This is a genomic window from Pseudomonas sp. Ors-4-3C, assembly GCF_055755035.1.
Genome location: NZ_CM146900.1, coordinates 1378406 through 1398005, shown reverse-complemented (window position 1 = coordinate 1398005; position 19600 = coordinate 1378406). Strand labels below are relative to the sequence as shown.

The following is a 19600-nucleotide window of genomic DNA, read 5'->3' as shown; positions in this document are numbered from 1 at the left end:
GGGCGCGCACTGTGCCGCAGAGTGGCGGCGGTGTCAAAGCGAGCGGCTGAACTGAAATGTAACTGACAATGCAGAACCCGGTGATGCGCAGGAGATCCCTGTGGCGAGGGAGCTTGCTCCCGCTCGGCTGCGCAGCAGTCGCAAACTCGTTAGACGCGTTATGCCTGAATCACCGCATTGGCAGGGTTTGGGGGCGCTACGCACCCCAGCGGGAGCAAGCTCCCTCGCCACAGGGGCCTAAATGTCACTCAGCTGCGGCAATTGGTCATATTGCGCCTGAACAATAAAGAAAGCCGAAACGCGGCCGTTACAGTGCAAAGTCTCAGATATTTATCGAATAAGGACGTCTCCATGTCGCTCAGACAACTTTCCATTCAATGGAAAATCACCCTGCTCGCCGGCCTGTGCCTGGCGGGCATCGTGACCCTGCTGGTGGGTCTTTCGCTGTATCGCATGGAGCACAGCTCCGAGCTGGTGAAAGCTTCGAGCATGGAGATGCTGACCGAGTCAGCCCAGGCGCGCATTGAATCGCAAGGCGAAGTGCAGGCTGCCGGGATTCGCCAGCAGTTCATGGACGCCTATCAATACGGTCACGGTTTCTCGCGGCAGGTGCTGTTCCTGCGCGAACAGGCCGAGAAGCGCTTCCTCGACGCCTTCGACCTGCGCGAAGACATGACCCGCCAAGTCAAGTCCGCCCTGCAAGCCAACCCGGATCTGCTCGGTCTGTCGCTGGTGTTCGAAGCCAACGCGCTGGATGGCAAGGATGAACTGTTCGCCGGTCAGGCCGAGCTGGGCAGCAACGACAAGGGCCGCTTCGCCCTGTACTGGTCGCAGCCGACGCCCGGCAAAGTCACCTCGATGGCGCTGCCGGAAAGCGACATGGCCGACACCAGCACCGGCCCAAGCGGTCAGGCCGCCAATGCCTGGTTCACCTGCCCGCGCACCACGCTCAAGCCGTGCGTGATCGAACCGTACTTCTATGTGATCGACGGCCAGAACGTGCTGATGACCAGCATCGTCTTCCCGCTGATGGTCAACGGCAAAGTCATCGCCTCGCTGTCGGTAGACATCAACCTCAACAGCCTGCAAGCGATCAGCCAGGGCGCGAGCAAAAAGCTCTACGACGGCCAGACTGCCGTGAGCATCATCAGCCCCACCGGTCTTCTCGCCGGCTACAGCCCGGACGCCAGCAAACTGAGCAAGCGCCTGGATGCCGTGGATACCGTCAGCGGCGCCGAACTGCTGCGTCAACTCGCCGCCAGCAGCAGCGTCAGCAGCCTGCACAGCAACGGCCAGTTGAAAGTGTTGTCGCCGTTCCAGCCGATCCCCGGCGGCCCGTCGTGGGGCGTGTTGCTCGACGTGCCGGAAAAGGTGCTGGTCAGCCGCGCCGAAGCGCTCAAGCAGCAACTCGATGCGAGCAACAACTCCGGCACCCTGATCGAGCTGAGCCTCGGCGTGCTGGCGGCATTGGTCGGCCTGCTGCTGGTGTGGCTGATGGCGCGCAGCGTGACCAAACCGATCCTCGGCGTGGCCCACATGCTCGAAGACATCGCCAGTGGTGAGGGTGATCTGACCCGGCGTCTGGCCTACGACAAGAAAGATGAACTCGGTCAGCTGGCCGGCTGGTTCAACAAGTTCCTCGACAAGTTGCAGCCGATCATCGCCGAAGTGAAACGCTCGGTGCAGGACGCGCGCAACACCGCCGACCAGTCCTCGGCCATCGCCACCCAGACCAGCGCCGGCATGGAGCAGCAATACCGCCAGGTCGATCAGGTCGCCACTGCGTCCCACGAAATGAGCGCCACCGCGCAGGACGTCGCACGCAGCGCCGCACAAGCCGCCGAAGCGGCGAAGGACGCCGACCGCGCCACCCGTCAGGGCCTGACCGTGATCGACCGCACCACCGCGAGCATCGACACGCTCGCCGCCGACATGAGCGCGGCGATGGTTCAAGTCGAAGGCCTGGCCGCCAACAGCGAGAAGATCGGCACCGTGCTGGAAACCATCCGCGCCATTGCCGAACAGACCAACCTGCTGGCCCTCAACGCCGCGATCGAAGCCGCCCGTGCCGGTGAAGCCGGGCGCGGTTTTGCCGTGGTCGCCGACGAAGTGCGCAACCTCGCCCGCCGCACCCAAGAGTCGGTGGAAGAAACCCGTCAGGTGATCGAACAACTGCAGACCGGTACTCAGGATGTGGTCGGGTCGATGGGCAACAGCCATCGTCAGGCTCAGGGCAGTGTCGAACAGGTCGGGCAAGCGGTGACCGCACTGCGCCAGATCGGCGATGCAGTGACGGTGATCAGCGACATGAACCTGCAGATCGCCAGCGCGGCGGAAGAACAGAGCGCGGTGGCCGAGGAGATCAACAACAACGTGGCAACCATTCGCGACGTGACCGAATCGCTGTCCGGGCAGGCCAATGAGTCGGCGCGGGTGAGCCAGTCGCTGAACAGCCTGGCGAATCAGCAGCAGAGTCTGATGGATCAGTTCCGGGTCTGACTGCCCCACCCTACCCTGTAGGAGCTGCCGAAGGCTGCGATCTTTTGATCTTGGTTTTTAATAGATCAAAGTCAAAAGATCGCAGCCTTCGGCAGCTCCTACAGGGGATTTGTGGTGTTGGGAAAATCAGCGTTCAGGCAACTCGATCACCACTTTCAACCCGCCCCACTCGCTCTCGCCCAGCACCAGCACGCCGCCCCACGTCTCGACGATATCGCGCACAATCCCCAGCCCCAGACCATGCCCGTCAGTCTGTTCGTCGAGCCGCGTGCCACGGCTGAATACCTGACTACGCTGCTCTTCGGGAATCCCCGGCCCGTCATCTTCAACGCTCAGGGCGTAGCCGTCAGTTCGTTCGATCACACTCAGACGCACCTCGGCATCCGCCCACTTGCAGGCGTTGTCCAGCAAGTTGCCGAGCAGTTCCAGCAAGTCCTCGCGGTCCCACGGCAGTTGCAGCCCCGGCGGCGCGACGTAACTCAACGCCAGATGCTCGCCGTGGATCATGTTCAGCGTCGCTAGCAGGCCCGGCAATTCCGCGTCACAGTCGAACAACGCACCCGGCAGCGCATCACCGGACAACCGTGCGCGATTGAGTTCACGATTGAGCCGCTGTTGCACCTGCTCCAGTTGTTCCTTGAGGATCTTGCGCAGCTCCGGATGGGCGTCGAGTTTTTCGCTCGATGCCAGACTCAAGAGCACCGCCAACGGCGTTTTCAGCGCATGCCCCAGATTGCCCAGCGCATTGCGTGAACGCTTGAGACTGTCCTCGGTGTGCGCCAGCAAATGGTTGATTTGCGCCACCAGCGGCTCCAGTTCCACCGGCACCTGATCGTCCAGTTGCGAGCGCTGGCCCTGCTGCAACTGGGCGATCTGCTCGCGAGCGCGTTCCAGCGGCTTCAACGCGCGGCGCACCGTCAGCCGTTGCAGGAGCAGAATCAGCAGCAACCCGGCCAGGCCCAGACCGAGGCCGATCTGGCGCATGCGCTGGAAACTCTCGCGCACCGGGGTGTAATCCTGGGCGACGCTGATCGAGATCGACTGCCCCAGACGTCGATAGTCCGAACGCAATACCAGCAACTGCTGACCGTCCGGCCCCAGTTGCAGGTTGCTGTGCAAACCGGGGTGTTCCAGCAGCGGCAGATCCTGATCCCACAGCGAACGCGAGCGCCAGTGGCTGTCGGCAAAATCGATGCGGAAATAATGCCCGGAAAACGGCCGCTGATAGGCCGGCGACAGGTGCCGCTCATCCAGCTGCAACCCCTGCGGGCCGCGCACCAGCGCCACCAGCAGACTTTCGCTGTCGTTGCGCAGTCCGGCTTCGAGATAGCGCTGCAAACCGACTTCGAACAACCACAGACTGGTTTGCGCCAGCACCAGACCGACGATCACCATCACGCTGATCAGGCCCAGGCTCAAACGGCGCTGGATCGACCTCACGAAGCTTGCCCGCCGAACAGGTAACCCTGGCCGCGACGGGTTTCGATCACGGCTTTACCAAGCTTGCGCCGCAGATGGTTGACGTGAACTTCGAGGACGTTGGAATCACGCTCGGTCTCGCCGTCGTAGAGGTGCTCGGCGAGGTGGGTCTTCGACAGGATCTGTTCCGGGTGCAGCATGAAATAACGCAGCAGACGGAATTCGGCGGCAGTCAGCTGAATCTCGCTGCCGTCGCGGATCACGCACTGGCGACCTTCATCCAGATGCAGGCCGGCTGCTTTCAGCGTCGGCTGATTGGCCTGGCCCTTGGAGCGACGCAGCAACGACTGCACCCGCAAATGCAGCTCTTCGGGATGGAACGGTTTGGTCAGGTAATCGTCGGCGCCGGCCTTCAGGCCTTCGATGCGCTCGGCCCAGGAATCGCGGGCGGTGAGGATCAGCACCGGGGTCGACAACCCACCCGCGCGCCATTGCGCCAGCACCTCCAGACCGGGAACGCCGGGCAGGCCGAGGTCGAGAATGATCAGGTCATAGGGCTCGCTGCTGCCCTGATAGACCGCATCGCGTCCGTCCGCCAGCCAGTCCACCGCGTAGCCTTGGCGCTGCAGGCCGGCGATCAGTTCGTCGGCGAGCGGCACGTGATCTTCCACCAGAAGCAAACGCATCGGTCAATCTTCCTTGTCTTTGAGTAATTGGCCGGAATCGGCTTTCAGGTGCAGTTCGCGCGCCACACCCTCGACCGTTAGCAACTCGACTTCATAAACGTAGACGTCGTGCTTTTCCTCTAGCTCGACTTCCAGCAGTTTCGCTCCGGGGTAGCGATCCAGTGCCTGTTGCAGCACCTGTTCCAGCGGCAGGATCACCCCCTGCTGACGCAGACGCAGTGCTTCATCGGGGCCAAGATCACGGGCCACCGCCACCGAGCAGAATGCCAATAGCACCAGGGCCAGTCGGCTGCCGGTGCGTGGCTGTAACAAATACGGCTTCATTAAGTATCCTGATGATCCTTGAGCACTTGCCCACTGACCGCGTCCAGTTCCAGGTCCCACTCCAGCCCTTGCGGGTCACGCATTTCGATCTGGTAGATGTACTTGCCGTACTGCTCTTCCAGCTCGGTATCGGTGATGGTCGAACCCGGGTGTCTGGTCAGCGCCGTGGCGTTGAGCTTCTCGAAGGACACGATAGTACCAGCGTCGCGCAGGCGCAGGGCTTCATCGGGGCCAAGATCGCGGGCGTGGGCGAGGCTGGCGGTCAGGCCGATGATCGCGGCGATGGACAGGGCAGTCAGGGTTTTCATGGGTGTCTCCGTATTTTTATGTGCAGCTACGGTGGGCACCTTAGCGGGATGAACTTAACTGAAACTGAATTGCCATCATTGCCCCTGGCACCAACCTCATTTGCAGATTCATGCAAAACCCTGTGGGAGCGGGCTTGCTCGCGAATGCGGTGGGTCAGCAATAATGATGGCGACTGATACACCGCTTTCGCGAGCAAGCCCGCTCCCACAGGGTCAAGTAGTGCGCCTATAATCCAAAGCTTGCTAACGATCGAGACCGGTATGACCGCCATCCACATCAAGTTCCCAGCCCTCACCCTCAAGGCCGGCCCTCGGGCCATGGCACGCATTCGTGCCCAAGGGCTGAACGCCGCTGACGTCGGCACCCTGCCCGGTGCGGCCGGCGGGCCGAAGGCATTGGGGATTCAGGGGCTTGATCTGGCGTTGTTCGGCGAATGGCTGCCGAGCGTGCCACGCGAGCGCTCGCTGATCGGTGCGTCGGTCGGCTCCTGGCGCTTCGCCAGCGCCTGCCTGCCGGATGCCGCCGAAGGCATTCGCCGCCTCGGCCATTTGTATGCCGAGCAGAACTTCAACAAAGGCGTGACCATGGCCGAGATCAGCGCGAGCTCGCAGCGCATGCTCAATGACCTGCTTGACGGCCGCGACGCCAGCATCCTCAACAATGCCGACTACCGCCTGAACATCATGGTGGTCAAAAGCCACGGACGCCTGGCCGACGATCATCGTGGCCGCCTCGGCCTGGCGCTGGGTTCGGTAATCGCCGATAACCTGCGCGGTCGCGCGCGCCTGTCGCGACACTTCGAACGGCTGATCATTCACGATCCGCGCCTCGCCCCGCCGGTCAATGCGCTGCACGACTTCCCGTCGCGCTTCGTCGCCCTCAATGCCGGCAACCTGCGCCAGGCGCTGCTAGCCTCGGGGTCGATCCCGATGGTCATGGAAGGCGTGCGCGACCTGCCGGGTGCCGGTGCCGGCACCTTCCGCGATGGCGGGCTGCTCGACTATCACCTCGACCTGCCCTACAGCGGCGACGGCATCGTGCTCTATCCGCACTTCACCGACCGGGTGATTCCGGGCTGGTTCGACAAGACTCTGCCTTGGCGCAAGGCCTCGGTCGAGCGCTTGCAGGACGTGCTGTTGCTGGCACCGTCGAAGGAATATCTGGCGCGCCTGCCCTACGGCAAACTGCCGGATCGTAACGACTTCAAGCGCTTCATGGGCGATGCGCCGAGCCGCCAAAAGTACTGGCACGCGGCGATGGACGAAAGCCGCCGCCTCGGCGACGAGTTTCTTGAACTGGCTGCCAACGGTCGCCTCGCCGAGCGCTTGCTGACCCTTTAGTCAGTGTTTTCCCGCATCGCCAAACACAAGCTGGTAAACTCGCCGCCTGCCCGAATCGCTGCGGCGAACGCCACCTGAACAGAGCCGAAAATACTGTGGAAATCTTCAAGGAATTTACTTTCGAATCCGCCCACCGCCTGCCGCACGTACCGGACGGCCACAAGTGCGGGCGCCTGCACGGTCACTCGTTCAAGGTGGCGATTCACCTGAGCGGCGACCTCGATCCGCACACCGGCTGGATCCGCGATTTCTCCGAGATCAAGGCGATTTTCAAGCCGCTGTACGAGCGTCTGGATCACAACTACCTGAACGACATTCCCGGCCTGGAAAACCCGACCAGCGAAGTCCTGGCCAAATTCATCTGGAATGAAATGAAGCCACTGCTGCCGGAACTCAGCGCGATCCGCATTCACGAGACCTGCACCAGCGGTTGCATCTATCGCGGTGAATGATTTGCTCTAAAGAACAATGAAGATCCCTGTGGGAGCGGGCTTGCTCGCGAAGGCATTGCAGCAGTCAACGTATTTTTTGCTGACACACCGCCTTCGCGAGCAAGCCCGCTCCCACAGGGGAATTGGTGTTTTGTCAGGAAAATAGAGAACAGCCCCCGAGGCTGTTTTTTTATGCCTATGCTTTTTGGCTTACCGCGACATCCCCGACCTCTGCCCCCAACACAGTGCAAAACTGTGGGAGCGGGCTTGCTCGCGAAAGCGGTGTATCAGTCGCCATCTGCATTGGCTGACCGGGCGCATTCGCGAGCAAGCCCGCTCCCACATTGGGCCTGTGTGTGTTCTGGTGCACTGCTTTCGCCCCGAAATCCCTGACTCAGCTATACATAATCCGCATAACGGTCTTTGGCACGACCACTGCAACCCACCCCGCGTCTCCCCAATCCAGCAAGGAACGCCCCATGACGCAGAACGACCCCGGCAACGACTACCCCCTCAGCGAAGTCCCGATGCATGCACGCAAAGGCCTGGCCTCAACCGCCATGGTACTGCTCGGTTTCACCTTCTTCACCGCCACCATGTTTGCCGGCGGCAAGCTCGGCGTGGCGTTCAGTTTTGCCGAGATGCTCGCGGTAATCATCATCGGCAATCTGCTGCTCGGGCTCTACGCGGCAGGGCTGGGTTACATCGCGTTCAAAAGTGGCCTGAATTCGGTACTGATGGGCCGCTTCTGTTTCGGCGAGGTCGGCAGCAAGCTCAGCGACCTGATCCTCGGTTTCACCCAGATCGGCTGGTACGCCTGGGGTACCGCGACTGCCGCCGTGGTGCTCGGCAAATACTTCGATCTCGATGAAGGCACGGTGCTCGGCCTGATGGTGCTGTTCGGCCTGGTGTTCTGCGCCACGGCGTATGTCGGTTATCGCGGCCTGGAGATCCTGTCTTACATCGCAGTGCCAGCGATGATGTTGCTGCTGATGCTTTCGATGTGGGTCGCGACGGTAAAAGTTGGCGGCTTCGATGGTTTGCTGGCCGTGGTGCCGAGCGGTTCGCTGGACTGGTCGACCGCGATCACGCTGGTGTTCGGCACTTTCGTCAGCGGCGCGACCCAGGCGACCAACTGGACACGCTTCTCGCGGTCGGCACGGGTTGCCGTGTTGGCGAGCCTGATCGGTTTTTTCATCGGCAATGGCCTGATGGTGCTGATCGGTGCCTACGGCGCAATCGTCTATCAGCAGCCGGACGTGGTTGAAGTGTTGCTGCTGCAAGGTTTCGCCATGGCCGCGATGGCCATGCTGTTGCTGAATATCTGGAGCACCCAGGACAACACCATCTACAACTTCGCCGTCGCCGGCTGCAACCTGCTGCGCACCGGGCGGCGCAAAACCGTGACCCTGGCGGGCGCGGTGATCGGCACCCTGCTCGCCCTGCTGGGCATGTACGACATGCTGGTGCCGTACCTGATTCTGTTGGGTACGGTAATTCCGCCGATTGGCGGGGTGATCATGGCCGACTTTTTCTTCCGTTGGCGCGGGCGCTATCCGCGTCTGGCCGACGCACGGCTGCCGGCGTTCAACTGGCCGGGGCTGGGGGCTTACGCGGTCGGCACACTCGCTGCGTTCCACTCGCCGTGGGTTGCGCCGCTGGTAGGGATTGCTGCCGCCGCGCTAACGTATGTCATCGTCACCGGCCTGCTCGGCGCCCGTCGCGCCACCGTGCCATTACAAGACCTATAAGAAGGATTCGCCTGATGCACATCATCAACGCCCGACTGCGCAACCAGGAAGGTTTGCACGAATTGCACCTGGAAGACGGCCTGATCCGCAGCATCGGTCGCCAGACCGAAGCCCCGACCCTCAACCCCGGCGACCTCGATGCCGGCGGCAATCTGGTGGTGCCGCCCTTCGTCGAGCCGCACATCCACCTCGACGCCACGCTGACGGCCGGCGAGCCACGCTGGAACATGAGCGGCACGCTGTTCGAGGGCATCGAGTGCTGGGGCGAGCGCAAGGTCACCATCACCGAAGAGGACACCAAAACCCGCGCCAAGAAGACCATTCAGGCGCTGGCCGCCCACGGCATCCAGCACGTGCGCACCCACGTCGACGTCACCGATCCGCAGCTCACCGCGCTCAAGGCGATGCTCGAAGTGCGCGAAGAATCCCGGCATCTGATCGACCTGCAAATCGTCGCGTTCCCGCAGGAAGGCATCGAGTCGTACCGCAACGGTCGCGAGCTGATGGAAGAAGCGATTCGCATGGGCGCCGATGTGGTCGGCGGCATTCCGCATTTCGAGTACACCCGCGACCAGGGCGTCAGTTCAGTGAAGTTTCTGATGGACCTGGCCGAACGCACCGGTTGCCTGGTGGATGTGCATTGCGACGAGACCGACGACCCGCACTCACGCTTTCTCGAAGTGCTCGCCGAAGAGGCACGCAGCCGCGACATGGGCGCGCGGGTCACGGCCAGCCACACCACGGCAATGGGCTCTTACGACAACGCTTACTGCGCCAAACTGTTCCGCCTGCTCGGGCATTCCGGGATCAGTTTCGTCTCATGCCCGACCGAAAGCATTCACCTGCAGGGGCGCTTCGACAACTTCCCGAAACGCCGTGGCGTGACCCGGGTCAACGAGCTGCTGGAGGCCGGGATGAACGTGTGTTTCGGCCAGGACTCGATCGTCGATCCGTGGTATCCGCTGGGCAACGGCAACATCCTGCGCGTGCTTGAGGCCGGGTTGCACATCTGCCATATGCTCGGTTATCGCAACCTGCAAAACGCGCTGGATCTGGTCACCGATAACAGCGCCAAGGCCATGCATCTGGGCGAGCGTTACGGCCTGGAACAAGGACGCCCGGCCAACCTGCTGATTCTGTCGGCGGACAGCGATTACGAAATGATCCGCAGCCAGGGCCTGCCGCTGTATTCGATCCGTGGCGGCAAGGTGCTGATGCAGCGGCAGATGCCGGTGGTGGCGTTCAGCGGCGGACAAATCTGAAACTGTTGTCAGGCTGATGACCTCATCCACTGGCAAGCCAGCTCCCACAGTATTCAGCAGTGAACGCGTGATTTGTGTTCACCACACAACCCTGTGGGCGCGGGCTTGCCAGCGAAGGCGATTGCCGCTTCAGCCGATCAATCGCGCCGTACCAAACAGCCTGACCCGCACCAATTCACCCCGCTCTTCTTCAAGCAACACCGGCGCCGTTCCTCCCGGCATCACCACCTGCACCTCCCCACTCGACACCCAGCCCACCGCCCACGCCGCACACGCCACTGCGCTGGCGCTGGTGCCGGAAGACGCCGTCGGCCCTTCGCCACGCTCGAACACCCGGGCGACGATACGCTGCGCTGACTCAAGCACCGCCCATTGCAGATTGACGCCCGCCGGGCATGGCTGGCCGGCGCCGGTCGGCATCGCGTAGGCGATTCGGGTCAGGCCTTCGGCCCATGGCGGTTCGCGCATTTGCGGGTTGCTCGGCAGATCGGCGACATCGCTCAACAATGTCACACAATGCGGATTGCCGATGCGCACGAACTGGCTGTGCTGCCACGCTGGGTTGAGCCCGGCCAGTTGCTCTACGTGGCTGACTTCCTTGCCATTGAACGTGCGTTTTTCAACCTGCTGCGCACCCACTGCAGAAGGCCCGAAGCCCGGTTGACCGAGGTTCAGCCAGAAGCCGTTCACGCCTTCAACTTCGGCCGGTTTCACCGAGGTTTCCACGGCATCACCCTTGTCGTGATGCACTCGCAGCGACGCCCCTTCCGCCGGCATCAGCCCCTGCTCCAGCAACGACTGGGAAAAGATCGTCAGACCATTGCCACTGCGTTCGGCCAAGGTGCCGTCGGTGTTGACGATCAGCACGTCGAACGGCGGCGCTGACTGGAACGGGCCGATCAACAGACCATCGCTGCGGTGCGATTTGCTCCCCGCCGGACGCTGGCCCTCCGGCCAGTCGCAGCACAGCGCAATGGCTGCGTGGCTCCATGCCGGTCTCGACACAGCACACTGCGCCGCACCGACCGGCAAATCGATCCCCGCCTCACGAAGTGCCTGGGGCAAAATCACCCCGTAAATATTGCCCCGCGCATCGTAGAACTGCGTCATCACCGGCCTCACTCACCTTGTCGAAGCCCTCACTGTAAACCGCGATCCCCTGCAGGAGTGAGCCTGCTCGCGATAGCGCAGTGTCAGGCGCCCTGGTCATTGCCTGAGCCACCGCCTTCGCGAGCAAGCCCGCTCCCACATTAAATGGCAGGCGCTCACAAATCCGCTGTCATCCGCAGATCACTGTGGGAGCGGGCTTGCTCGCGAAGGCAGTGTGTCAGTCACTATATTCTTTGGCTGACACACCTCTATCGCGAGCAGACTCATCCCTACAGGTTAGGATGTCGACTGCACTTCCCCAAGACCTGCGATCGAACCTCGACGCGCGATCACTGTCATTCGGGGACGCGACGTTTTTTGCCAAGGATCGATATGACCAGCCTCAACCCCCAAGACACCCTCGTCCCCGGACACCTGCAACAGATGTCGACGCGCATCGCCTTTTTCATCGCCGGCCTCGGGATTGCCGCGTGGGCGCCGCTGGTGCCGTACGCCAAGGCCCGCGCCGGGCTCGATGAAGGTACGCTGGGCCTGTTGCTGTTGTGCCTGGGAGTCGGCTCGATTCTGGCGATGCCGCTGGCGGGGATTCTCGCCACGCGCTTCGGCTGCCGCAAAGTCGCCACCGGCGGCACCCTGCTGATTTGCGCGGCGCTGCCATTGCTGGCAACGGTGTCGTCGATACCGGCGCTGATCGCCACGTTGTTCATGTTCGGCGCCGGTTTGGGCACGGTGGATTCGACCGTCAACCTGCAAGCGGTGATCGTCGAACGGGCCAGCGGCAAGCACATGATGTCGGGGTTTCATGGCCTGTTCAGCCTCGGCGGGATCGTCGGCGCGGCCGGTGTCAGCGCCCTGCTCGGCCTCGGGCTGACGCCGCTGGCAGCGATGCTGGTGGTGGTGGCGGTGTTGATCGGCGCACTGTTCAAAGCGGTGCCGCACATGTTGCCCTACGGCAGTGAAAGCTCCGGCCCGGCATTCGCCATTCCCCACGGTATCGTGCTGTTCATCGGCGGGATGTGTTTCATCGTGTTCCTCACCGAAGGCGCAGCGCTCGACTGGAGCGCGGTGTTCCTCGCGCAGGAACGCGGAATCGATACAGCCTATGCAGGACTCGGTTACGCGGCGTTTGCCCTGACCATGACGGCCGGACGTTTGATGGGTGACCGGATTGTCCGGCGTCTGGGCGCCACACGGGTGATTCTGTTTGGCGGTCTGCTGGCAGCGGCAGGCCTGTTTCTGGCGACCTTCGCCCCGAGCTGGGAAGCGGCGCTGCTGGGTTATGCGCTGGTCGGCGCCGGCTGTTCGAACATTGTGCCGGTGCTGTACACGGCGGTGGGCAAGCAAACCGTGATGCCGGAAAGCATCGCGGTGCCGGCGATCACCACACTGGGTTATGCGGGGATTCTGGCGGGGCCGGCGGTGATCGGCTTTGTCGCGCATGCCAGCAGTTTGAGTTTTGCTTTCGGCTTGATGGCGCTGCTGTTGGTGGCCGTGGCCATTGGCGGCAAAGTCCTCAAGGTCTGAACACCCATCATTGTGGCGAGGGAGCTTGCTCCCGCCGGGTTGCGAAGCGACCCAAAAAGTCGGGCCTGCTGCGCAGTCCAGCGGGAGCAAGCTCCCTCGCCACAGGGTCAGGCGTCATTAGAAACCGACGCTGGCCTGCACAAAGAACGTCCGCGGTGCGCCCACATACATCCCCGAATTGTTGTCGCTGGAACGGGTGAAATACTGCTTGTCGAAGATGTTTTTCACCCCGGCGCCGAGCTTCAGGTTCGACACCTGCGGCCCGAAGTCATACCCGCCGCGCACGTTCCAGGTCACGTAACCCGGGATGTCGCCGTACTGCCCGTCAGCCGTGCCTTCGGTGATGTAATTGCCGTTGAAGCTGCCATCGGCGTTGACCCCGGTGCCCGGCGAGCGCTGTTTCGATTGGGCGAAACCGTCGATGTTGTACGTCCAGCGATTGATGTCGTAACGCAAGCCCACGGTCGCCACCTGCCGCGAATAGAACGGCAGATCACGGCCCTTGAAGCCCGGAATCTCACCTTCGTAGGTGGCGCGGGTGTAGGTGAAACCGGCGTTGGCGGTCAGACCGTCGAGACGCGGGTCGAGCGCCGCCATGTCGTAATGCACCGACGCCTCGATACCCTGGTGCTTGGTCGCACCGAGGTTGGTCCAGCCGACATCGTTGCTGATGTATTGCAGCTCGTCATCGAAGTCGATGTAGAACAGCGTCACTTCCCCGCCCCACACGTCATCGTTGTAACGCGTACCGATCTCGTAGGTCTTGGCCTTTTCCGGCTCCAGGCCGTTGGCGGTCTGGTCACCCGAGCCGCCCTGGCCGAGCTGGAAGTACTGCAGGCTGCCGAACGAAGTTTCGTAGTTGGCGAACAGTTTCCACGCGTCCGACAGGTGATACATCACGCTCAGCGCCGGCAGCGGTTCGTTGCTTTCGATGCTGCGGTTTTTCTCTGGCACGCGCTTGCCCGAGGTGTCGAGTACGGCGCGGTCATGCCAGTCGGTGCTGATGTGTTCGAAGCGAATGCCCGGGGTGATGGTCCAGTTGCCGACGTCGATCTTGTTGTCGACATACACCGAGTTGGCCTCGGTGCCACCGGTGCGGTCCTGGAACACATGACCATCGGACGTCGGGGTGACCACCGGCTGATTGTTGACCAGCGCCAGACGGCTCGACTGCTCGTGCATCGCCTCTTTCAGGTAGCGATAACCGACGCTGACTTCCTGAGTGGTCGGGCCGACGTCGAAGACCCGCGACACCCGCGGCTCGACACCAAGGGTGTAGTAGGAACGCGGGTACGAGCTGAGGGTTTTCTGGTCGCGGGCGGCGATGGTGCTGCCGCGAAAGCTGTCGGTGTAATAGGTGAGGATTTCTGCCTGGGTGCGCTCGTCGATCTGGCGAATCCACTTGAACGACACGTCTTTGCGCCGCCCGCTGAAATTGTCGTAATCGCGAACCGAATCATACGGTTTGTCGTCGTACTGCTTTTGCGTCAGGCCGCCGGGCATGTCGGCACTGGCGTCGTAGTAATGGAAGTTGAGGCTGAAATCGTCCTGATCGGTCGGCGCCCAATGGGTCTTGAGCAGCACGTCGTCGATGTCGTTGTCGTTGTTGCGCTCGCGGTAACCGTTGCCGTTGACCCCGGAATACAACAGCGCCACGCCCATGCCGTTGTCAGCGGTGCCGCCGAGGAACGCCGTGTCGATGTGCTTCCAGCCGCCGTAACGGGTGGTCTCCAGCGTGGTGCCGATTTCCCCGGTGGCTTTTTCCGGAATGGCGCGGGTGACGAAGTTGATCACGCCACCCACGTTCTGCGGGCCGTAACGCACGGAACCGGCGCCGCGTACCACGTCGATGCTGTCGAGGTTGCCCGAGGAGATCGGCGCCATCGACAGTTGTGGCTGACCGTACGGCGCGAACGCGGCGGGCACGCCGTCAATCAGCACCGTGGAGCGTGGCGACAGGCGCGAAGTCAGGCCCCGCACGCCGACGTTCAGCGCGATGTCGCTGCCGCCGGTGCCGTTGGAGTCCTGCACCTGCACACCGGGCACGCGCTTGAGCACGTCACTGACGTTCATCGCGCCCTGCTCGACCATGGCTTCGCGGCGGATCACCGTGCGTGCGCCCGGGTGGTTCTGCACCACGGCGGCATCGGCGTCGCCGAGCCAGTCGCCGACCACTTTGATGTCGGTCACGCCCAGTTCCAGCGGGCCATTGCTGGCGGCAGTTGCGGCCGGCGACAGGGTCACCGAGCCTTCGTTGATCTGATAGTCCAGGCCGCTGCCCTGCAACAATTGGCGCAACGCCTGCTCGGGAGAAATGTCGCCATCGACCGCCGGAGCCTGTTTGCCGGCGACCAGATCCGGGCTGAAAAACACCTGCAGCGAGGTTTGCTGGCCCAGCTCGCTCAGGGCCTGGCCCAACGGCTGGGCGCGGATGTGAATGGCCTCGGCGGCATAGGCCAGCGGCATCGCCGCATTGACCGCCAGCGCGAGGGCCAGCGGCAACCAAGGGGATTTTTTGTTGTTGGCTGAGGTGTTTTTCACGTCGAACGTAGTCCTGTGGATCGCAAGAGTGTGCGTCTGTTAATGCAAACCAGTTGCAGTTGAACAGGAAGACGATGAACTCGAAAAAAACCTGAATTTTATTTTGAAATTATTTCCTGACTGCCATCGGCCAGGGTGCGGACGGCCACCGGCAGGATGTTTGGCAGGGCCTTGAGCAAGGCGTCGGTGTTGTCGGATTTGAACACGCTGGTCAGGCGCAGACCGGCCACGGCCGGGTTGCTGACCGTCAGTGGCTTGTCGCGATAACGCGAAACTTCCGCCGCCACTTCGCTGAGACTGGCGTTGTTGAACACCAGTTTGCCGCTGCGCCAGGCCGTCAGTTCGGCGGGCTTGACCGCATACGCGGCAGCGACTTTGCCCTCGGCATCGACATGGGTGCCGAGGCCTGCGGTCAGGTTGATGAACTCGTTGTCCGGCGTATTGCGCCCCTGCACCTTGACCGTGCCCTGCTCCACCGCGACCCGGGTTTGCGTCACATCGCGGCGCACATCGAAACGCGTGCCGGTGACCGTGACCTTGCCACTACCGGCCTCGACCACGAACGGGCGCCCGGTGTCGTGCTGAACGCTGAACATCGCCTCGCCTTCACTCAACTCGATCAGCCGCCGATCCTTCTCATAGCGCACCTGCAAACGGCTGCGGCTGTTGAGGTCGATCACCGATCCGTCCGGCAGCGCCACATGCTTGCGCTCACCCAACGCCGTCGCGAACTCGGCGCTATAACCGTCCGGGTGATTCAAGCCACTGAACAAACCGAGGCCGAGCGCCACCGCCAGTACACTGGCCGCCACGGCATAGCGCACCAGCGGACGACGTTCGCGACGAGTTAGCGGGGCTTCGACGAGGGCCTTGAGGCGCGGCGCCGGCAGCAGATCCGCCGCCGTCCACAGGCCTTGCAGCAACTGGAATTCGTCACGGTGTTGCGGATGCTGGTGCAGCCAGGCGTCGAAGCGCTGCTGTTCGTCGGCACTGATCAGTGGCTCCTGCAAACGCACAAACCAGCGTGCTGCCTCATCACGCACCGTTGTTTGCCCGCACGCGCAATCACGGGTATCCATCATGGAATGTCCTGTCGGGCTGGGGATGAAAAGCGGCGGCCGCTCATGACTGCATGCCGTCGAGGCGATCGCGCAAGTGGCGCAGGGTGCGGATCATATACTTTTCGACCATATTTCTGGACAGCCCCAGGCGCTCAGCGATTTCCGCCTGGGTCAGGCCTTCGATCTTCTGCCAGACGAAAATCTTCCGGCAGTTGAGCGGCAGTTCCTGCAGCGCCCGTTCGATGGAGTCGGCCAACTGGATCGCCTGCATGTAATGCTCCGGGTCGCCGGTGGACGACACACTGTGATCGATCGCCTGCGACTCCATGGCTTCCCGCCGATCCTCACGCCGATAACCGTCGACCGCGATGTTGCGTGCGGTCTGGTGCAAATACGCCCGTGGCTGCTGCACCGCTGCCGAATCGGATTCGAGCACCCGCACAAAGGTGTCGTGCGCCAAGTCCTCGGCCTGCGCGCGATTGCGCAGACGCCGGGTCCAGGTGCCGATCAACTCTTCGTAATGCTCGAAAAAGCCGGGTCTGCGGGGCAGCATGGGGTTCATGGCAGCGTGTGGTGGAAAGAGGTGTGAATAGTAATGCTTCCTATTAAGCCCGGCAATTCATTCCTTGGAGACCCGATCCGCCGTTCATCTCCAGGTCATCGTGCTATTGCAATCACCTCACTCATGTATTGATGCAGATCGCGAAAATCCTGAACGCTCCAGGCGTGCGGCGCGATCTTCACGCCGTTGTCCTGCAAGGTTTTTGGAATCAGGTTTCCATTGGGACGAAGGATGATCGAGGACACGATGACGCCCGGATAATCCTTAAGGCGTTTCTTGAAGGTGGCTGTTGTCAGGTCAGGCGTTGGCGGATTGCTTTTATTGGCCAATGGCCCGGTTGCCTTGATATCGGCGCCGTGGCACACAGCACATCGCTGGACATACAGATTTTTGCCGTTGACATTTTCCGCAACGGACAGGGAGGTCTGAATGACTGATAACAAAGCGAATAAGGTGACGAGGGTTGTTTTCATTTTTATAGAGGGTCAGAGGCTGAAACGGACGGCGCACAGCTAAGCACACATCAGGAAGCCAATTTCCACGTATCGAGAAATTGCCGGGCAGCGACCCACGTCGTCGAGTTTTTCGCAGCCGTCCCGCCTATTGTGTAAAATGCCGCCCGGGTGCCACCGCAACAACGCGGCAGGGCAGGTTTAATTCAGCGCAGGTCGGGCCGCCGCGCGGAGTTGCCGTGCCTATGAGCCACGATCCGTCACGCCTGCATGCTGCCCCTGCCCGCCAGGAGTCGCCGTCTGCCCTGGCCTTTCTCTCCCGATTCTTCGCCGCCGAGTCCGCCGGTGGTCTGATCCTGATGGCCGCGGCCCTCGCCGCACTGTTGGTCGCCAACTCGCCTTGGGCGGCCACGTATTTCTCTACCCTGCATATCAAAGTCGCTGGCTTGTCGATCGAGCACTGGGTGAACGATGGCCTGATGGCGATCTTCTTCATGCTGGTGGGCCTGGAGATCAAGCGCGAAATGCTCGCCGGTCAATTGTCGACCTGGGGTCAGCGTGCGCTGCCGGGTTTCGCCGCTTTGGGCGGGATGCTGGTGCCAGCCTTGATCTACGTCGCAATCAACTGGGGCAATCCGCAGACCCTGAGCGGTTGGGCGATCCCCGCAGCCACCGACATTGCTTTCGCCTTGGGCGTTCTGTCGCTGCTGGGCAAACGGGTACCCGTGTCGCTGAAAATCTTCCTGTCGGCGCTGGCCATCCTCGATGACCTGGGCGCGGTGGTGATCATCGCGATTTTCTACACCAGCGGCCTGTCGATAAGCATGCTGCTGGCCTCGTTGGCGGTGATTGCACTGCTGGTGATCCTCAATCGCTGCGGTGTCAAAAAGCTTTGGCCATACCTGATCGCCGGCGCCTTCCTGTGGTTCTTCATGCTGCAATCGGGGATCCACGCGACCCTCGCCGGGGTGATTCTGGCCCTGTGCATTCCCCTGGGTAACCCGGAAGACGAGCACAACTCGCCGCTGCTGTACCTCGAAGAAAAAATGCATCCGTGGGTGGCGTTCGCCGTGGTGCCGATTTTCGGTTTCGCCAACGCCGGCGTGTCATTGGCCGGCATTTCTCCGAGCAACCTGCTTGAGCCGGTGCCGCTGGGTGTGGCGCTCGGGCTGTTGTTCGGCAAGCAGATCGGCATCCTCGGCCTCGGCGCCCTGGCGATTCGCAGTGGTCTCGCGCAGCTGCCGCAAGGCGCAAGCTGGCTGCAGCTGTACGGCGTCGCCCTGCTCTGCGGGATCGGCTTCACCATGAGCCTGTTCATCGGCGCACTGGCGTTCCCGGGCGCAGCGCACCTGGTCGATTCGGTGAAGGTGGGTGTGTTGCTGGGTTCGATTTTGTCCGCGCTGCTGGCGGTGGTCGTGCTGATGAGCGCGGGGCAAGGCGAAGGCTTCGAACTAACCCTATGCAGCATGCAGTCTCAGTCAACTCGCGTTGACTGAGACTGAGGCGACTTGGGAGCAGCCGAGCTACGCAATCTGCAACTGTTGCGCCCCTACGATTCTGGATCCCTCAAGACATTGCGCCCGCGAAAGATCCCGCTCGCTGTGCAAATCAGTCTTTATGCACCTCAAACTTCGTCGCAAAACTGCCCATCGAAATTCACTAAAATTACCCGGACCACTGCATTTGTCTCCCCGCCACCATTGATCGTACAGGTAACACGCGCCGATCCATGTTTGATTGGCTTGATATGCGTTAACCACTGACCAATGGTTTCGTCAACACCATTGGAGATGTCAGCCTTAGTGACAAAGTGATTGAGCGAAGTCTCGGTACCGGGAATGGGTTGCTGGCCTGCCGGATCGCTACATCCCTGCCAATCCAGTTTCAATACGGCCCCGATCTGCGTGCCTGGCAACAGCCGCACTTTTACCTTTACACCGTTCATCGGATCCGCACTGCAAAGGATAGTGTTGTTAATTGAGTCTGGAAAAAGGATCACGCTCATTTTTGTAGCTCCTTGAAAGATTTGTTGGATGCCGGGACGAAATCATTCTGGGTTGAAGTACCGGATCCATATCCTGATTTTTCAAGGTCCTCTTCACAACTGTTAGAACTGACAGTTTTTTTAAAGCGTCTAGCTATAACGGTTATTAATATCCGCGATATATATATATTCGACCTGCGTGTGTGCCTGCGATGGTTCAGCAGTGACTATTGTCGCCGCAATGACCCCAGATCAAGACGAGCGAGCCTACTAGCGATGGCGCTGGTTCAGTCAACAGCTTCGCTGACTGAATTGACGCCTTCGCGAGCAAGCCCGCTCCCACAG

At 61.7% G+C, this 19600-nt stretch carries 17 protein-coding genes and 1 pseudogene; 8 read left to right on the top strand and 10 right to left on the bottom strand.

Annotated elements, in window-relative coordinates; translation table 11 throughout:
• Nucleotides 1-351 precede the first annotated feature (351 nt).
• Together ACVHNU_RS06335 and ACVHNU_RS06330 are read left to right on the top strand one after the other, a co-directional pair.
• Nucleotides 352-1641 (top strand): annotated as a pseudogene (locus tag ACVHNU_RS06335) (cache domain-containing protein); the annotation flags it as partial.
• Between the two features lie 102 nt (nucleotides 1642-1743).
• Nucleotides 1744-2499, top strand: a complete 756-nt coding sequence (locus ACVHNU_RS06330) for a methyl-accepting chemotaxis protein (protein WP_371262551.1) — start codon at nucleotides 1744-1746, stop codon at nucleotides 2497-2499.
• A 126-nt stretch (nucleotides 2500-2625) separates the two neighbouring features.
• Here ACVHNU_RS06330 and ACVHNU_RS06325 read toward each other — a convergent pair whose 3' ends face one another.
• From ACVHNU_RS06325 to ACVHNU_RS06310, 4 genes are read right to left on the bottom strand one after another with little or no spacing between them, the layout of a single operon-like run.
• Nucleotides 2626-3939: a sensor histidine kinase gene (locus ACVHNU_RS06325; RefSeq protein ID WP_473019236.1), complete on the bottom strand. Its 1314-nt coding sequence runs from the start codon at nucleotides 3937-3939 to the stop codon at nucleotides 2626-2628.
• Entirely contained in the window at nucleotides 3936-4604 is a 669-nt protein-coding gene (locus ACVHNU_RS06320) for a response regulator transcription factor (protein ID WP_003223514.1), read from the bottom strand. The genes ACVHNU_RS06325 and ACVHNU_RS06320 overlap by 4 nt, the downstream gene beginning before the upstream one ends.
• Before the next feature lie 3 nt (nucleotides 4605-4607).
• The gene (locus ACVHNU_RS06315) at nucleotides 4608-4928 is read right to left on the bottom strand and encodes a PepSY domain-containing protein (protein WP_003223510.1); all 321 of its coding nucleotides are present in this window, start codon (nucleotides 4926-4928) and stop codon (nucleotides 4608-4610) included.
• Nucleotides 4928-5236, bottom strand: coding sequence for a PepSY domain-containing protein (locus ACVHNU_RS06310; RefSeq protein WP_003223509.1), 309 nt, complete (start codon nucleotides 5234-5236; stop codon nucleotides 4928-4930). Before ACVHNU_RS06310 ends, ACVHNU_RS06315 begins: the two co-directional genes overlap by 1 nt.
• Nucleotides 5237-5497: 261 nt before the next feature.
• Between ACVHNU_RS06310 and ACVHNU_RS06305 the strand changes: the two genes are divergently transcribed.
• From ACVHNU_RS06305 to codA, 4 genes are all read left to right on the top strand, one after another.
• Complete coding sequence (locus tag ACVHNU_RS06305; RefSeq protein WP_473019235.1) at nucleotides 5498-6577, top strand: patatin-like phospholipase family protein; 1080 nt, start codon at nucleotides 5498-5500, stop codon at nucleotides 6575-6577.
• Between the two features lie 95 nt (nucleotides 6578-6672).
• Complete coding sequence (gene queD / locus ACVHNU_RS06300; protein ID WP_003223505.1) at nucleotides 6673-7029, top strand: 6-carboxytetrahydropterin synthase QueD; 357 nt, start codon at nucleotides 6673-6675, stop codon at nucleotides 7027-7029.
• Nucleotides 7030-7487: 458 nt separating this feature from the next.
• On the top strand, nucleotides 7488-8759 hold the full coding sequence (codB, locus tag ACVHNU_RS06295; RefSeq protein ID WP_473019234.1) for a cytosine permease: 1272 nt from the start codon (nucleotides 7488-7490) through the stop codon (nucleotides 8757-8759).
• A gap of 14 nt (nucleotides 8760-8773) precedes the next feature.
• On the top strand, nucleotides 8774-10021 hold the full coding sequence (gene codA / locus ACVHNU_RS06290; RefSeq protein WP_003223501.1) for a cytosine deaminase: 1248 nt from the start codon (nucleotides 8774-8776) through the stop codon (nucleotides 10019-10021).
• A gap of 129 nt (nucleotides 10022-10150) precedes the next feature.
• Here codA and ACVHNU_RS06285 read toward each other — a convergent pair whose 3' ends face one another.
• Nucleotides 10151-11131, bottom strand: a complete 981-nt coding sequence (locus ACVHNU_RS06285) for a diaminopimelate epimerase (RefSeq protein ID WP_473019233.1) — start codon at nucleotides 11129-11131, stop codon at nucleotides 10151-10153.
• A 372-nt stretch (nucleotides 11132-11503) separates the two neighbouring features.
• Between ACVHNU_RS06285 and ACVHNU_RS06280 the strand changes: the two genes are divergently transcribed.
• The gene (locus ACVHNU_RS06280) at nucleotides 11504-12655 is read left to right on the top strand and encodes an MFS transporter (RefSeq protein WP_473019232.1); all 1152 of its coding nucleotides are present in this window, start codon (nucleotides 11504-11506) and stop codon (nucleotides 12653-12655) included.
• Between the two features lie 117 nt (nucleotides 12656-12772).
• Here ACVHNU_RS06280 and ACVHNU_RS06275 read toward each other — a convergent pair whose 3' ends face one another.
• From ACVHNU_RS06275 to ACVHNU_RS06260, 4 genes are all read right to left on the bottom strand, one after another.
• On the bottom strand, nucleotides 12773-15196 hold the full coding sequence (locus tag ACVHNU_RS06275; RefSeq protein ID WP_473019231.1) for a TonB-dependent siderophore receptor: 2424 nt from the start codon (nucleotides 15194-15196) through the stop codon (nucleotides 12773-12775).
• Between the two features lie 98 nt (nucleotides 15197-15294).
• The gene (locus tag ACVHNU_RS06270; protein ID WP_473019230.1) at nucleotides 15295-16278 is read right to left on the bottom strand and encodes a FecR family protein; all 984 of its coding nucleotides are present in this window, start codon (nucleotides 16276-16278) and stop codon (nucleotides 15295-15297) included.
• A 40-nt stretch (nucleotides 16279-16318) separates the two neighbouring features.
• Complete coding sequence (locus ACVHNU_RS06265; protein WP_003223490.1) at nucleotides 16319-16819, bottom strand: sigma-70 family RNA polymerase sigma factor; 501 nt, start codon at nucleotides 16817-16819, stop codon at nucleotides 16319-16321.
• Between the two features lie 95 nt (nucleotides 16820-16914).
• Nucleotides 16915-17292: a c-type cytochrome gene (locus tag ACVHNU_RS06260; protein ID WP_473019229.1), complete on the bottom strand. Its 378-nt coding sequence runs from the start codon at nucleotides 17290-17292 to the stop codon at nucleotides 16915-16917.
• 224 nt (nucleotides 17293-17516) lie between these two features.
• Here ACVHNU_RS06260 and nhaA point away from each other — a divergent pair, with 224 nt between their 5' ends.
• The gene (gene nhaA / locus ACVHNU_RS06255) at nucleotides 17517-18767 is read left to right on the top strand and encodes a Na+/H+ antiporter NhaA (protein WP_473020054.1); all 1251 of its coding nucleotides are present in this window, start codon (nucleotides 17517-17519) and stop codon (nucleotides 18765-18767) included.
• A gap of 128 nt (nucleotides 18768-18895) precedes the next feature.
• On the opposite strand, the gene ACVHNU_RS06250 is transcribed toward nhaA, so the two are convergent.
• Nucleotides 18896-19276 (bottom strand): hypothetical protein, encoded by a 381-nt coding sequence (locus tag ACVHNU_RS06250; RefSeq protein ID WP_473019228.1) that lies wholly within the window; start codon nucleotides 19274-19276, stop codon nucleotides 18896-18898.
• Nucleotides 19277-19600: the final 324 nt, after the last annotated feature.